The organism is Nocardia jiangxiensis NBRC 101359 (genome assembly GCF_000308615.1).
Classification (GTDB): domain Bacteria; phylum Actinomycetota; class Actinomycetes; order Mycobacteriales; family Mycobacteriaceae; genus Nocardia; species Nocardia jiangxiensis.
The window spans coordinates 118,400-133,674 of sequence record NZ_BAGB01000043.1 but is presented as its reverse complement, the minus strand read 5'-3'; the positions used below and the strand labels follow the sequence as shown (position 1 = coordinate 133,674).

The 15,275-nt window shown below is 65.7% G+C and carries 12 protein-coding genes; 5 read left to right on the top strand and 7 right to left on the bottom strand.

The window, feature by feature from the left end; all coding sequences use genetic code 11:
- Window positions 1–355: 355 nt before the first annotated feature.
- Window positions 356–1,984 carry an AMP-binding protein gene (locus ON40_RS19000; RefSeq protein ID WP_040824836.1) on the top strand — a complete coding sequence of 543 codons (1,629 nt, stop codon included), beginning with the start codon at window positions 356–358 and terminating at the stop codon, window positions 1,982–1,984.
- A gap of 94 nt (window positions 1,985–2,078) precedes the next feature.
- Here the strand turns inward: ON40_RS19000 and ON40_RS18995 are convergent, their stop codons facing one another.
- Window positions 2,079–3,521: a lipase maturation factor family protein gene (locus ON40_RS18995; RefSeq protein WP_040824835.1), complete on the bottom strand. Its 1,443-nt coding sequence runs from the start codon at window positions 3,519–3,521 to the stop codon at window positions 2,079–2,081.
- 145 nt (window positions 3,522–3,666) lie between these two features.
- Complete coding sequence (locus tag ON40_RS18990) at window positions 3,667–4,494, bottom strand: GGDEF domain-containing protein (RefSeq protein WP_157186343.1); 828 nt, start codon at window positions 4,492–4,494, stop codon at window positions 3,667–3,669.
- 547 nt (window positions 4,495–5,041) lie between these two features.
- Between ON40_RS18990 and ON40_RS18985 the strand changes: the two genes are divergently transcribed.
- On the top strand, window positions 5,042–6,997 hold the full coding sequence (locus ON40_RS18985; RefSeq protein WP_063713044.1) for a glycoside hydrolase family 15 protein: 1,956 nt from the start codon (window positions 5,042–5,044) through the stop codon (window positions 6,995–6,997).
- Window positions 6,998–7,144: 147 nt separating this feature from the next.
- On the top strand, window positions 7,145–7,333 hold the full coding sequence (locus ON40_RS18980; RefSeq protein ID WP_157186342.1) for a hypothetical protein: 189 nt from the start codon (window positions 7,145–7,147) through the stop codon (window positions 7,331–7,333).
- 346 nt (window positions 7,334–7,679) lie between these two features.
- Here the strand turns inward: ON40_RS18980 and ON40_RS18975 are convergent, their stop codons facing one another.
- From ON40_RS18975 to ON40_RS18965, 3 genes are all read right to left on the bottom strand, one after another.
- Window positions 7,680–9,125, bottom strand: a complete 1,446-nt coding sequence (locus ON40_RS18975) for an alpha/beta hydrolase family protein (RefSeq protein WP_051193291.1) — start codon at window positions 9,123–9,125, stop codon at window positions 7,680–7,682.
- A gap of 22 nt (window positions 9,126–9,147) precedes the next feature.
- Window positions 9,148–9,705, bottom strand: coding sequence for an ArsR/SmtB family transcription factor (locus tag ON40_RS18970; RefSeq protein ID WP_040824832.1), 558 nt, complete (start codon window positions 9,703–9,705; stop codon window positions 9,148–9,150).
- Between the two features lie 108 nt (window positions 9,706–9,813).
- On the bottom strand, window positions 9,814–10,731 hold the full coding sequence (locus ON40_RS18965) for a sigma-70 family RNA polymerase sigma factor (protein ID WP_245567881.1): 918 nt from the start codon (window positions 10,729–10,731) through the stop codon (window positions 9,814–9,816).
- A 118-nt stretch (window positions 10,732–10,849) separates the two neighbouring features.
- Here ON40_RS18965 and ON40_RS18960 point away from each other — a divergent pair, with 118 nt between their 5' ends.
- Both ON40_RS18960 and ON40_RS18955 read left to right on the top strand, forming a co-directional pair.
- A complete protein-coding gene (locus ON40_RS18960; RefSeq protein ID WP_040824830.1) occupies window positions 10,850–11,728 on the top strand; it encodes a hypothetical protein in 879 nt (292 codons plus the stop codon).
- 129 nt (window positions 11,729–11,857) lie between these two features.
- Window positions 11,858–12,571: a uracil-DNA glycosylase gene (locus ON40_RS18955; protein ID WP_040824828.1), complete on the top strand. Its 714-nt coding sequence runs from the start codon at window positions 11,858–11,860 to the stop codon at window positions 12,569–12,571.
- 1,390 nt (window positions 12,572–13,961) lie between these two features.
- On the opposite strand, the gene ON40_RS18950 is transcribed toward ON40_RS18955, so the two are convergent.
- Together ON40_RS18950 and ON40_RS18945 are read right to left on the bottom strand one after the other, a co-directional pair.
- Window positions 13,962–14,369: a PPOX class F420-dependent oxidoreductase gene (locus ON40_RS18950; RefSeq protein ID WP_040824826.1), complete on the bottom strand. Its 408-nt coding sequence runs from the start codon at window positions 14,367–14,369 to the stop codon at window positions 13,962–13,964.
- Window positions 14,370–14,473: 104 nt separating this feature from the next.
- Complete coding sequence (locus ON40_RS18945) at window positions 14,474–15,229, bottom strand: hypothetical protein (protein WP_040824823.1); 756 nt, start codon at window positions 15,227–15,229, stop codon at window positions 14,474–14,476.
- Between the last annotated feature and the right edge of the window lie 46 nt (window positions 15,230–15,275).

Genomic DNA, 15,275 nt, shown 5'->3' with positions numbered 1-15,275 from the left:
CACCGGGGACGGCCCACTCGCACTCGAGTGCAGGCAGCTGCGGAAAACCCGCCTCCATGTCCTTGGGATGTAACCAAGCTGGACAACAGCCCCGGCGGCGCCTATGTCGCCGGGGCTGTCGCACGTCCGGACGCTACTCGCTTACAACCGGCCGCTCACCCAAATGTCACGAATAGGTCACGGCGCGTCCCGGATCTGGACCTCGCACCCTGACAGACAGTGGAACCCATCAGACAGTAGGGCCTGCGCTGATAGCGTTCCAGGGCCATCGGCGTGCGTATCGAGCCGATGACGTACCGCGGCAACGAAAGTCGGGGTGCAGGACGACCCGGCCCGAAACTGGAGATAAGTGCACATGGAGTCATACGTACGCGGCGAGGAGTATCCCGGTCTTCTTCACGAGACGATCGGCACGAACCTGGAACGCACCGTGTCCGCATATCCCGATCGTGAGGCTCTGGTCGAGGTCGCGAGTGGCCGACGATGGACCTGGGCCGAGTTCGACGCTGATGTCAACCGGACCGCACGCGGACTGGTGGCCGCCGGTGTCACCAAGGGCGACCGGGTCGGAATCTGGTCGCCGAACTGTGCGGAGTGGACTCTCACCCAGTACGCCACCGCCAAGATCGGCGCGATTCTGGTGAACGTGAACCCTGCGTACCGCGCCAACGAGTTCAGCTTCGCGGTCAACCATAGCGGATTGTCGCTGCTCGTAGCGGCCACCAGCTTCAAGACTTCCGACTATCGCGGCATGATCGAGCAGACCCGTGAGAATTGCCCGACTCTGAAGCGGGTCGTCTACCTCGACACCGATGACTGGACCGACCTGCTCGAGCACGGCGATCCCCTCCCGCGGGACACCGTTCCCGAGCTGATGGCGGCCTTGGACCCGTTGGACCCCATCAACATTCAGTACACCTCGGGCACCACCGGGAATCCCAAGGGTGCGACGTTGAGCCATCGCAACATCCTCAACAACGGGTACTCGACCACCGAGCTGATCAATTTCACCGAGGAAGACCGGCTCTGTATTCCGGTGTCGTTCTACCATTGCTTCGGCATGGTGATGGGCAACCTCGGCTGCACCAGCCACGGGACGACCATGGTGATCCCGTCACCGGGTTTCGACCCGGCGATCACGCTGGAAACCATCCAGAACGAGCGTTGCACGGGCGTCTACGGCGTGCCGACGATGTTCATCGCGATGCAGAACCACCCGGACTTCGCGTCGTACGATCTGACTTCTTTGCGCACGGGAATCATGGCCGGAGCGCCGTGTCCGGTCGAGGTGATGAAGCGCTGCATCAGCGATATGCACATGACCGAGGTGTCGATCGCTTACGGGATGACCGAGACTTCGCCGGTCTCGACGCAGACCCGGGCCGATGACGACCTGGACCGGCGTACAGCCACCATCGGGCGGGTGCACCCCCATCTGGAGATCAAGATCATCGATACTCTGACCGGGGAGATCGTTGAGCGCGGACAAGCCGGAGAGTTCTGCACCCGGGGTTACTCGGTGATGCTCGGCTACTGGGACGAGCCACAGAAGACCGCGGAGGCGATCGATGCCGACGGCTGGATGTATTCCGGCGACCTCGCCGTGATGCGTGAGGACGGCTACTGCAACATCGTGGGCCGGATCAAGGACATGGTGATCCGCGGAGGAGAGAACATCTACCCGCGGGAGATCGAGGAGTTCCTGTACACCCACCCTGACATCGAGGATGTTCAGGTGATCGGCGTACCCGACAAGAAGTACGGTGAGGAGCTCTGCGCCTGGATCAAGATGCGCACGGGTGCGCATCCGTTGGACGCTGAGGCGGTGCGCTCGTTCGCGACCGGCAAGCTGGCGCACTACAAGATCCCCCGCTACGTGATGGTCGTCGACGAGTTCCCGATGACGGTCACCGGCAAGATTCGGAAGATCGTGATGAGGGAGCGGTCTGCCCGCGCCCTCGGGTTGACCGGGGAACGGTCGTGAGGTGACTGCCGGAAGCATTCTTCGATGTGCGAGGACAGCTCGCGGCCCAGGCCAGGTCCACCAGGAGCCTCGGCCGAGGGTCCGTGGTGCGTGGTCAGGGGGCGGATTGCATATTCGCGAGGGTTACGGGCGGAAAGTATGCGTCCACGACGGTGCGGTGCCACCAGGATCGCTCGCGCAGCAGCTCGCCAAGGGTGGTGAAGCGGTAGAGGTAGAGCTGTGCTCGAAGAAAGCGCGGCGGGGATTCGGGGAACGGATTGTGGCGGACCAATCTCAGGGTCGCCCGATCGTTCTGCAACAGCCGAAGCACGAATGGTCTGAGCCACGGCGGCCGGGAGCGCGGCGAGAGGGCGGCGAACCACATGAGCCAATCCAGACGCAGATGGTAAGGCGCCCATTGTTTGGGTATCCGGTGCGGATCGCCGGGCTTGCCTTTGAATTCGTATTCCTTCCATATCGTCTGTTCCGTGATGTGCCGCTCGTCGGTGCCCTCGATGACGACCTCGAAGCGTGTCCGTCCGATGCGGCCGAAGGCCCCGTACGTATTCACCAGGCGATACGGGTTGAAGGACACGTTCATGCGCTGGTGGTGAGAGAGTAGATTGCGCGTCGGCCAATAACTCAGCGCTGCCATCAGCGTGGTGAACGCGATGACCAGGATCATGAACCACAGCGACGCTGCCGGTAGCGCTGGTGAATGGGGGATCGGCAGCACCGTGCCTGCGGCGGAATCGGTTATCGTGCTGGCGGCCAGCAGGATGGTCAGCCAGTTCAGCCAGGCGAAGTTACCCGACAACACCAGCCAGAGTTGGGTCACGACGACGATCGCGCCGGCGACACCGGCGACCGGCTGTGGAGCGAACAGTCCCAGCGGGACGACGAGCTGGGCGATGTGATTGGCCGCCGCCTCGACTCGATGCAACGGTTTGGGCAAGTGATGGAAGAACCAGCTCAACGGCCCCGGCATCGGCTGGGTCTCGTGGTGGTAGCACAGGCACGTCAGGTCGCGCCAGCACGGGTCGCCGCGCAGTTTGATCAGTCCGGCACCGAACTCGACCCGGAACAGCAGCCACCGCGCCAGCCACAACACCAGCACCGGCGGCGCCACCCGGTCGTTGCCCAGGAAGATCGCCAGAAACCCGGTCTCCAGCAGCAGGGACTCCCAGCCGAACGCATACCACACCTGTCCGACATTGACGATCGACAGATACAGCACCCACAGCACCAACCAGATCACCATCGCCGCCCCCAACGGCACCAGATCGGCGAGGCCTGCGCAGACCGCCGCCGCCAGCATGGCCCCGAACCAGGCCACACCGGCGAAGAACCGGTCGGAATAGTGCAGCCGAAAGATACTCGGAGCCTGCCCGAACGATCGCCCCGCCAGAAATCGCGGCACCGGCAGCATCCCGTGAGCGCCGATCAGCGCCCGGAATTGCCTGGCAGCCGCCACGAAAGCGAGCACGTAGACGGCCGCGGTGCCACGCTCGAGCATCTGCCGACCGAACCAGTATTCGGGTGCGTCGAACCATCCCATGCCCGTAGCTCCTCGGACGCTGGAGGTTTGATCCCCATTGTGGCACCCGCGGCAGCGTGCCTGGCCGAGCCGGCAGCCAGGCATGGTACTTCTCGGCGGGCGCCCTCGAGTCGTTTCGTCCAGTCGGGCAAATGCCGTGCCCATGTCATTCGGAAACCGGATGATGGTGATCGCGCGGCGGGGTGAGTTCGTCGACGACAACGAGATTTCCGCCAGAATGTTTCGCCTGGTACATAGCGGCGTCCGCGGATTGCAGTAACCGGTCCGGGCTCGGCCGGGGGCACTGTGGACAGATGGTCGAGTCGAAGACGACAACACCGACACTGGCAGTGACCTCCACTGCGGTCTCCGACGGTTCGGCAATCATGTGACGCAGGCGTTCGGCCTCGGCACGGGCAACGTCGATAGCGATCGGCGCGGCGACGACGAACTCCTCCCCACCTGTACGCGCCACCACCGCACTGCCTCCCGCGGCGTCGGACAAGCGCCGCGCGGTCCGCACCAGAACCGCATCGCCGACACGGTGCCCCCAAGTGTCGTTCACACTCTTGAACCGGTCGAGATCAAAGGACATCACACAAACCGCAGGACACCGCTCAACCAACATCGGGAGCCGAATCTCCAGGCCACGCCGGTTCAGCACGTGCGTCAACGGGTCCGACAGCGATTCGGTACGTAGCAGCCAGTAGAGAACCTGTAAGGCGGGTAACACGCTGACCACCGACACGAACAGCAACAACCCGACCGCAACAGCCAGCGGGACACCGCCGCCGCCGGTGACGATCCGCACCGAGAACACGACCACCGACAGCAGCGACCACGCCGAATGCGCAGCCAATGCCCGCGCGCTGTGAAAAAAGCCCAGGTAACTGCCAGTGACTACGAGCAGCACTGCGCCCATGGCTCCGAACAGCCGGTCCGGCACCTGCAGAAACTCCATGGTGAACAGCACATCGGCGCAGCCGATCAGCACCAGCGACTCGGTCTTACCCGGCCAGGGCAGCAGCCACCAGCGAAGAGCCCACAGCACCCCGCACAGCACTCCGATCGTCGAAGCAATGCCAGGCTCGCCAGGCGGACCGATCGGAGTACCCGCGATCACCGCACCCATCACCGCGATCGCAGCGCCTGCGACACCGATCAACAGCTTCAACGGACGCAGCGCCGATCGAGCCGCCAAGGTACGCACCAGCCAGCGATAGTCGACCGGATCGTCCCACCAGGCTCGCAGTGTCCTTGCGTCGTTCATCGACTCACCCGTGGTCCCGACCGCATGACCCACCGTTGCTCGTACCGATTGCGAGAGTTCCAGGAAATCTCACCAGCTAACCCGCAGCAGTCTAGACCGGATAGGCGCAGCCGACGCGTGAATCCCGACGTGACCTGCCGAATCGGTAACGGTCAACTGATCACTGCGTGAGTGCATGTGCTTCGCGCACCCCTATGGAAACCATGCAAAACCGGTCATACGATCGAAGCAGCACTCGAAGGGCCGAGCAGGTGGCGAATGGGAGCACCGCATGAACGATCATCCGGAACACATGCCCCGGGTCTCGGCTTTTCCGCGAATCGACGACTACGCGTTCATCTCCGATTCCGAGGTCACCGCCCTTATCGCGCCCAGCGGCGCCATCGAGTGGATGTGCTTGCCCCGGATGGATTCGCCCAGCGTCTTCGGGGCTGTCCTCGATCGTTCCGCCGGGTCGTTTCGCTTTGCTCCCGACGACATCGCGACCCCGGCCGATCGTCGATATATCCCTGGGACGATGGTCATGGAGACGAGTTGGCGTAGCGGCGAAGGGTGGGCAACCGTGCGTGATGTCCTGCTGGTCGGCCCTTGGCGGCACCAGCAGCCTGGCCGCAGTGCTCACCGCCGCGCGCCCACCGACTACGATGCCGAACACATCCTGTTGCGCATCGTGCACTGCGAGACCGGACAGATCCAGTTCGTGCTCGACTGCCAGCCTGCCTTCGACTACGGCCGAGCCTGTGCTACATGGGAATACCTCGACAGTTACCACTTCGCCCGGGCCGGCGCGGAAGGCGTCGATCTGCCGCTGCGGCTGACCACCGACCTGCGCCTCGGACTCGAGGGCTCGCGCGCGATCGCCCGTACCCTGCTCAAGGATGGTGACACCCGCTTCTGTGCGCTGTCGTGGGGTAGCCGGGCGGCTCCTGAAACCGCCGAAGAGGCCGGAGAACGGCTGGTGGGGACCGTGCACCACTGGCGGCACTGGCTGGCCGGCGGCAGGTTTCCGGACCACCCGTGGAGCGCCCAGCTCACTCGCAGCGCCCTGACCCTCAAAGGGCTGACCTTCGCCCCGACCGGCGCAATCGTCGCCGCCCCCACCACCTCACTGCCGGAAACCCCTGGCGGAGAACGTAATTGGGACTACCGCTACACCTGGATCCGGGACTCGGCATTCGCGCTGTGGGGCCTGTACACCCTGGGCTTCAACTGGGAAGCCAACGACTACTTCTCCCACATCATCAATCTGGCCGAAAACGCCGAAAACGCCGAGGACATGCAGATCGTCTACGGCATCGGCGGCGAAACCGACTTGCGCGAACGTGCGCTGGACAACCTTCGCGGGTACGACAATGCCGGCCCGGTGCGTATCGGCAACGACGCCTATTGCCAACGCCAGCACGACGTCTGGGGTGCGGCACTGGACTCGGTCTACCTCTATGCCCGCCATCAAGACCAGATCGACGCGCGCACCTGGCCGCTGCTGCGTTGGGCGGTCAAAAGTGCCCTTGCGGTGTGGCGCGAACCCGACCAAGGCATTTGGGAAGTGCGCGGAATGCCACGACACTTCACCTCCAGCAAAGTCATGTGCTGGGTCGCCGCCGACCGCGGCGCACGCCTGGCCCGCATCCACCAAGACTTCCGACGCGCTGCTCGCTGGCAAGAGGCGGCAGAGGACATCCGTGCCGATGTCTGTGCCAATGCGGTCGACTCGCGGGGCGTATTCACCCAGTACTACGGCAGCACGGCACTCGACGCCTCGACCCTGCTCATCCCGCTGGTTCGCTTCCTTCGTCCCGACGACGAACGGGTACGCAAAACTGTGCTCGCCATCGCCGACGAACTCACCAGCGACGGACTCGTCCTGCGCTACCGCATCGACGAAACCGACGACGGCTGCGCCGGGGAAGAAGGCACCTTCACGATCTGCTCGTTCTGGCTGGTGTCCGCATTATCGGAAATCGGCGAAAAACACCGTGCCAAGCAGTTGTGTGAAAGACTGCTCGGCTACGCCAGCCCATTGGGCCTCTACGCCGAGGAGATCGACCCCCTGACGGGTCGGCACTGGGGCAACTATCCCCAGGCGTTCACTCACCTTGCGCTGATCAACGCCGTCATGCATGTCGTCAGGGACGAGCAGATCGAGTTGCGCACCGCACTCGGCGGAGAATCCGTCGCGCCTCGCCTCGACGATGTCCCGCTCACCGGCGGATACATCCATATCTGAGGACGCCCGATATCGGGGCGTGGACGTCGAGGAACTGGTAGGGCGGCGGCAACTGACCGCATGGCCTGTGGCGGTCCTGCTGACGTGCAAGTGGCGTCGGCGCAAGTCCGAATCATATTCAACTTTCTCTCGATCTTCCCCGCGCTGGTGCCCGAACCGATCGAGAACCTGGTCCGCCGCGTGATCGACGACCGGCGCGCGCTGAACCGGATCGACGCCGAGGGCCGCCGCGCCTACATCGACCGCATCGACCGCCTGTCCCGCGACCACAGTGCCGGGGAGCCGACGATCGCGGTTCCCGCGAAGCCCGAGTCTCGCGAGGGGCGTACCCGGTGACCGAGCGTGCCGCACCCCCGAGCCTGCCGACGTTGCCCTCTCCGCGTCTGCTCAACCCGCGTCTGTTATGCATCCAGCGCTGGCTTGCCGCGCCGGCGGGCATCTCGCCGATCGGGCGCGGGGACGCCGGCATCGACGGCCTCGCTGGACCTGGTGCCCACCGCGGGACTCGACGAGATCTACCTGATCGCGCCGATGGCCTCGCCGACGCGTGCCCGAATCCCCGGTGTCGCAGGCATTCTGGAGGATCGGCTGCTGCGCCGACCGATGACCGTGGTCCTCGACGCCGAGATCGCGGGTCTGAGGGGGCCGCGGCTGGTAACCATCTGCGGCGGCGTTGGCGTTTTCAGACGGAGGGCAAACCCCAGGTGGTTGCCCATGCGAGCCAGAGGCAGCCGACGAGCAGCAGGATGCTCAGCGCGATCCGGTGCCGCAGGAGCGAGCCGGCATGGGCGCGGGCGGTGGCGATCGCGGTGGCGGCCAGTAGTGCGGTGGTGAGCAGGGCGAGCACCTGCAGGCCCAGCCATATCAGCGGTCGGGCCGCGACGATCGGGCCGACGGTCTGCGCGTCGAAGGCAAGGATCGACACCACGTACAGGACCGTCGCGAACACCGATACGAGACCGGAGCAGGCCAGTGTGCGTGCGAGCCGGCTTCTGGTTCGGGTGGCGCGGGAACGGCGATCGGTCAATGACCACAGGAGATAGCCGGCGAAGCCGAGGATGAGAGCGGACAGCACGGTCAGTTGCATCCGTGCCGAGATCCACCGGCCGCGCCCGGGATCGACGCTGAGGATCGTCTGGTGTGGCGGGGCGTCGGCGGACGAGACCGGCGGGCTCCCGGCCGTGATGTGCTGAACCCAGTCGGTCATGGTGTCGAAATAGCCCGGCACGAACGCTCCGCGCGGCGCGCCCGAATACGGTGGGGTCCCGAGACGGTCGAATCCGTCAGTGGTCGAGCGGCCGTTGTGTGCGCCACCGCGCAGGAAACGGATGGTGACCGAGGGCGAGGCGGTCAGTGTGTTCCGTAGTACCGCAGCACTTTCCGCGGGTGGGACCTGCACGTCATGCTGTCCCCAGAGGGCGAGTACGGGAATGCGCAGGGCGCGCAGGGCGGGCAACGGATCGAAGTCCGCCTCGGGGAACGCGCCCGTCTCGCCGAGCAGACGGGCGGTGGGACCAGCAATCGTCGCGGCGAGCGACCCGGTGGCTCCGCGGTGGCGCAGTGTCGTGGCCAGGCTCCAGGTTTGCGAGCGCAACGGGCTGAACCCGGACGCGCCGAGGGTGATCAGGAATGCGACACCGCGACTGCGGGATGCCGCCAGCGGTGCGGCCCACGCGCCCTCGCTGAATCCCCACAGCCCGACCTGATCCGCGCGCACCCCCGGCGTGCGGCGCAGTGTCTCGACCGCGCCCAGGGCGTCGCCGGCGAGCAGTGAGATGTCGCGATGAGCGAACGAGTAGCCGGTCGTGCGTTTGTCGTAGACCAGCGTTGTGATACCCGCTGCGGCGAACGCGCGGGCTTCGGACTGGTATTCGGTGCGCGGTCCCGCGCCGGCACCGGCCACCAGGACGATCCCGGGGGTCCGGGTGTGCGGCGCGGGCGGGCCGATCACGGTGCCGTGCAGGGTGAGCCCGTCGCCGCCGGTGAAGCTGACGTCGATGCAGGTGAAGCCGGTGCAGTCGAAAGCGGTTGCGGCAGTGGCGCGACCGGCCGGCAGGATCGACAGGGTCAGCAGGAGCAGACATGCGACGGCGAACCGGCCGAGCGACCGCGAGCAGATCTGGTGCATGGGTGGTCTCTCGATTCGGGATTCAGATTTCGGGGAATCCGAACAGGCGCAGCAGTACTGCTTTCCGGTCGTCACCGGTGTCGTCGGTCGTGCCGTAGCGTTGGACGAGCTGGATGTACTCCTCGAAGAACTCTCGCAGCCGCGCCGGATCGACGCGAATCGTGGAGCGGGAGAACAGGAATGCGTCGGCCCAGGCGCCGAGGCCGGGAGCCTCTCGTTCGTAGGTGTCGTACAGTTCGACCAACTCGGCAAGGTTGTGCCGAGTCATTTCCGCAGTGGCCGCACGCATCTCGTCGGTCTGCTCGGTATAGGCCGGGTAGCGGCGATCACCGGGAACCGCACGCCACCACCGTTCCTTGCCGCTGGCCAGTTCCGGAACCTCTTCGATGAAGCCGTATTTGGCCAACTGGCGCAAGTGGTAGCTGGTGAGCCCGGTGCTCTCGCCCAACGCCTGTGCCAGCGAGGTCGCGTTCACCGGCCCGCGGCGCAACTGTTCCTCGATCCGGCGGCGCAGCGGATGCGCGAGCAGCCGCAGAACGGCGACGTCGGTGATCGTCCGAGGAGGGGGCTGACCGGCCATGACGCTGACTGTAATTCATGCAAAGGAGGTTTGCAAAGTACCTTTGCATGTTGCATGTCCGGATCGGCAGATCTGGAGATCGACCGGCGGTGCTGGTGAGGGCTGGCCTCATGCCAGGGGAATCGTCGGGTCGACGATCGCCTCGATGCCCGCCACCCGGTCGCCGCGCACCGTGAGCACGAGCATGCCGTACAGCAGGCGGTCGTGGTACGCCAGCACTCCCACGGTCCCGGGCGCCGGATGCGAAACCAGCGTTGCGCCGGAACCGAAGTAGCGCAACAGATTCGACGCCACGTCCGGCGCGCTGCGGGTGTCCGGCGGCGTCGGCAGTGAGCCGGCGACGAAGGTCGCTGATCCCCAGGCGTCCGGGGCCAGCACGCTCAGCAGGGCGTCGAGGTCGCCGCCGGAGCAGGCGGCGATGAACCGGTCCAGGATGGCTCGGTGCGTCGATGCCGTGGCTTGGTCGACCGCGCCGATTCCGAGGTCGGCGCCGAGGGCCGCGCGATCAGCCGTTCCGATCGTGGGGCCTGCCGCCGCACCGGCGATCTTCGCCCGCGCCCGCCGCGCCAGCTGCCTGCACGTACCCGGTGGACGGCCCAGGGTCGTCGCGATCTCCTCGAAGGGCAGGGCGAACGCATCGTGCAGGATGAACGCCACCCGTTCGGGCGGATTCAGTCGCTGCAACACGATCGCCAGCGCCGCCTGAACGCGGTCGTCGAGGGTCACCCGGTCCGCCGGGTCGAGCTCCGGCGAGACCGCCGAGTTCAGCAGCTGCGGGTCCCCGGGTTGCTCGCGCCGGGCCCGGGCGCTGCCCATCGTGTCCAGGCACAGGCGGCCGGTCACCACGGTCAGCCAGCCGCGAACGTTGTGCAGCTCGTCCGCGCGAGCGCGCGAGAGGCGAAGGAACGCCTCCTGCGCGACATCTTCCGCCTCCGCGATGTCACCGAGCATCCGGAACGCAAGGTCGACCACGTAGGCGCGGTGCGCACCCCACAGAGCAGCGAATCGGTCGCCATGAGTTTCCACACCTATTACGACGAGACGGCGAGGCGAAAAGTTACCTGTCCGGCGCGGTAACTTTCCCGACGACCGTCTCGTCATAGTGCCGACCCGCAAAACATCGAGCACCATCCGAGGAGACCTCATGTTCGGCAATTCGAAGCGGCTGACCGCGATCGCCGCCCTGGCACTGGCCGGCCTCGCGACCGCCCCGGCACCGGCCGACGCGGTTCCGGGCGCGTCCGCCGAAATGACCGGATCTGTCGAAAAGTACCTGGGCACATGGAATTACGATCAGCCGGACCACTCCGAGCGAATCAATATCGCCACCATGGACCTGTTCGGATATCGTCCCGATATTCCACAGATCGGCACCGTCACCTTCACTCGCGGCGCGGACAACGAGGTCCTGGGCCACACCGATCAGGGCTGCACCTGGCATTTCCGGCCTGTGGGGGACGCGCTGGAAATGATGTCCACCACCCAGTACTGCTTCAACAACGTGATCGGTTCCGGCTACAACATCGACCGCTGGCGCGTCACCGTCCATGGCGACGTCGAGCGAGAAACCCTGCACGCCAACAGTTATCTCGGCCCGGGGACCTTCGGATTCGATCTGGTCGACGGCCGCCGCACCAACGCCGCGGCGGGCACGCGGGCCGACACCGCGCGGCGTTTCAGCGGCACCTGGGCCTTCGACCGTGCGCCCTTCCCCGCCAACGCCGCCACCAACTCCTATTTCGTTCCCCTGCCGTTCACAGCCGCCCCGATGTCCGGGCCGGTGACCTTCACGCCATCGGCGGGCAGCATCGTCACCGCGCATACCGCTGACGGCTGCAACTGGACGTTCCAGGCGCACGGGAATACCGCCGAACTCTCTCCGGCCACGCAGATCTGCGGCCCCACCTCGTTGACGTTCTGGTCGATCGCCGCCGGCGTGCGACACCAAACCGCCATCCTGGCGGGACAGGATCACAGCATCCCGTTCATGGTGACCTCGGGCTCTCTGACCAGGAAGAACTGATCCGAGCAGCGCAGCATGGCAGTTCGTGCCGGGGGCGAACACTGTCTCGGCACCTTGGGGTGCCGCCGCGCCAGGCCAGGTCCAGGACCTCCGTGGCGGGCTCCGCGGGCGGCGGGTCAGAATGGCTCGATGGTGTGTCGGTCGATCGATGAACTCGACGGGGCGGTGGCGGACTGTCGGGCCTGTGCGCGTTTGGTTGCCTGGCGGGAGGAGGCCGCGCGTGTCAAGCGGGCGGCATATCGTGACGAGACCTATTGGGGACGGGCAGTTCCCGGTCTCGGACCGGCCGATGCTCGGTTGCTGGTGGTCGGGCTCGCCCCGGCCGCGCACGGGGGTAACCGGACCGGGCGCATGTTCACCGGCGATCGCAGCGGGGATGTGCTGTTCGCGGCGATGTACCGGGCGGGGCTGGCCAGCCAGCCCGACTCGACCAGGCGCGGGGATGGGCTGCGGCTGCTCGGCACGCGGATCACCGCCCCGGTGCACTGCGCGCCCCCGGACAACAAGCCCACCCCGGACGAGCGCGATCGGTGCCGTCACTGGTTGATCATCGAGTTGGGGTTGCTCGCGCCGAGCCTGCGAACGATCGTCGTTCTCGGCGGCTGGGGCTGGCAGGCGCTGTTGCCCGCGTTGGCCGAATCCGGCTGGACCGTGCCCCGGCCGCGTCCCAAGTTCGGTCACGGCGTGCGCTGTTCGCTGGCCCCCGTGCTCCCCGGCCGCGCGGAGCTCACGATCTTCGGCTGCTACCACGTGAGCCAGCAGAACACCTTCACCGGAAGACTCACGCCGGCGATGCTCGAGGATGTGCTGGTCGAGGCCAAGTCGACCGCTGGCCTGCGGTGAAGGAGACATACCGGACGCACCCGTCCCGCCGGGGCTCGCACTCCGTTCCCTGGGGGACGACTCGGCGGCGTGGCCTGATAGCGCATGAACTTTCGATTCGTGAATGCGCGAGCCCGTCGTCGCCGGTATCGCCACGCCGATGGAGCCGGCCAAGCCCACGAACCCCGTCGAGCTCATGACAAAGCTCCGTGCGGTCGACCCCTGCTCGGTGTTCTTCCTCGACGCGGCCAAACAGTATGGGCCGCAGGTGAAAACCCGACTGGCACCAGGGAACGATCTGGATGCGTGCACGCTGGACGCCCTGACCGGTGGCAAACCCAGCGCGGAGTTTCACATCACGCTCGGCGACATCCGCAGCACGGGAATCGACGAAAACGGCATCCACCTCGATGATCCCGAGCGTACCGCCGACAAGGACGGCACCGTGTACGACCGCTGCGATTCGTACTACCCGTCCGGAATCAAGCATTTCGGCCACGGACTCCAGACCACGCTGCACACCCAGCCCGGGCAGGTCCCCACCGCGAGTCCGCAGCATGCGTGCGCCGCCGCGAAAACCATGATCCTGGCGATACGACCCGGACTCGACCGACTCGCCCCGGTCGCACCCACACTCGGACAACCGAGCCTGTGCGGCAAGAACCCTTGCCGCACAGGCTCGGTTGTCCGCGCGCTACCCGGCAACTGGCACGCCGGCTCGGCGGATGGGGCTGGGCCCTACCTGTGCTCCAGCGGATTCGCCGACGCCGCGGCCCGGACCGACGTATTGGTGGAGTTGAGGTTCGCCCGGGATACCCGGATGAGCCCGGACCCGGCACAAGCGCGATACCAGCCCGCCACGGTCACCCATGGGCCGTACCCCCACTTCGACCCCGACTCCACAATTCCTCTCGCCGAACTTGCCACATCCCATCCGTCCCACCAGTCCCATCCCGCCCACGCCCCTCCGGCCAGGTCCGCGGGCCCGATGGCTTATCCGGACCCGCAAGGTCGAGGGGCAGCAGCACGTCATTCAAGCGGCGACCATGCTCAGGCATCGGAGACAGCTCGCCGCGGTATCCGTGTGACAAGCGAAAGTTGTACTGCCGGAATCCCAGTCCCCAGTGAATGGAAGGTTGCATCCGTCGGAAGTTTTGTCGGCTGCCAGGGGGAGGCCGGTAGGCGAATCCTGTTGGACGGCACCGCGATTGTCGACGTCGCACCGCAACGGGCTGCCCTACGGGCTACTGCGAGATGTCGCGGCCGCTCACATCAGCGCCACGCCGAGATCGCGTCGGCGACGGTGAGCGGCGGTCGGATCCTCCGAATGTCCCTGAGTGGGAGAAGTTTCTGCGGGAAACAGCGCCGCAACGTTTGTTACGAAACAGCTTCTGCTGGAGCGAACAGTGGGTCAGTGCTGTGCCTCGGGAGAGGGGGGAACTGCCTGAACCTCGATGGCGGCGTGGACCTTGTCGATGCCGCCCCGCAGGATCGCCTGCGGGACGAAATAGAAGGCATGGTTCCAGTACCGCTTGATGATCTTGTCGAACACTCGCCGCGTCTCGGACTCGGGCAGCATGCGCGCCACCGCCTCGACCGGCTCCCCTTTCACTTTGCCCAGCACTCCGCACTTCTGGATCGTGACGCGCGGGGTGTTGTTGATCCGTTTGGTCTTCCACGATCCGTTGTCGGTGATGATCAGCAGCTTGTCGCCCTCGGGCACACCCCAGACCGGGGTCGGTTTGGGCTTGCCGTCCTTGGTGAAGGTGGTCAGCAGCAGGTACCGCTCGCGGTAGACATCGTCGAAGGTTGGCGCCATGGATCTGTTCACCTTTGCTGGTTCGATCACTCCTGGATGAGCATCCCTTCCAGCAAACTATAGTTGCCGCCAATCCCGGAGCGCCGATTCGGACAGCCGGTACGTCACCACGGTTTGGTGAAACGGATGGTCCAGACTCCGGCGCCGACAGCGATGGTGAGGAAGATCGTGGTGGCTATGGTGACGCTCCGGTCGCTGTGGAGTGAGAGAGCGAGGGCTATTGCCATTCCGCCCACCGGAAGGATGCCGAAGAACATCCATCCGAAACCGCGGATCGCGACTGTGCTGAACCCGTCCCACGTTCGGAACAGCAGGCCCCACAGCACAATGCCGAGGCCGAGGAACGCCGGATACAGCCAGCCGGCGAGGATGAGGGCGCAGTGCGGCACGTCCCAGTCCGTGTCGCCTGCCATGGTGATGCCGACGATCTCGTTGTGCCACAGTTTCACTACTGCTGCTCGGCCCTCGTGCGCCTTGTTGTAGAGGGGGCGCGAGTTGATCTCGTGGGTCCGGCGGGTGCCGTCGGGCCATTGCAGGGCGAGTTCGTAGTGAGTGGTCGTGGTTGTGGTCCAGCTCGTCTGACCGTTGACGGTGGTGACGGTGTCCGACGATGTCGTGTAGGTCCACCGGTCGACTATGGAAACGGTCTGGCTGGCGAAGCAGTCTGCGCCGTCTGGTTCGCACGTCATGACGCTGTTGAACTGCCGGGTCTGTCGATAGGGGTCGGCGGCACCGGCTATCGCAACCGCGATCACAGACAAGCCGAGCAGGACGACGACGGCCCGCCCGAGCGGCTTTTCGACCGGCTGCTGGCGTACTGGCCTGCGAGACAGCGGTTTGCGCTGTCGGTGAAGTCTCATGACCAACCTCCGTGGTCGAAGTTCGGTCACATTCTTTCGCTATGTC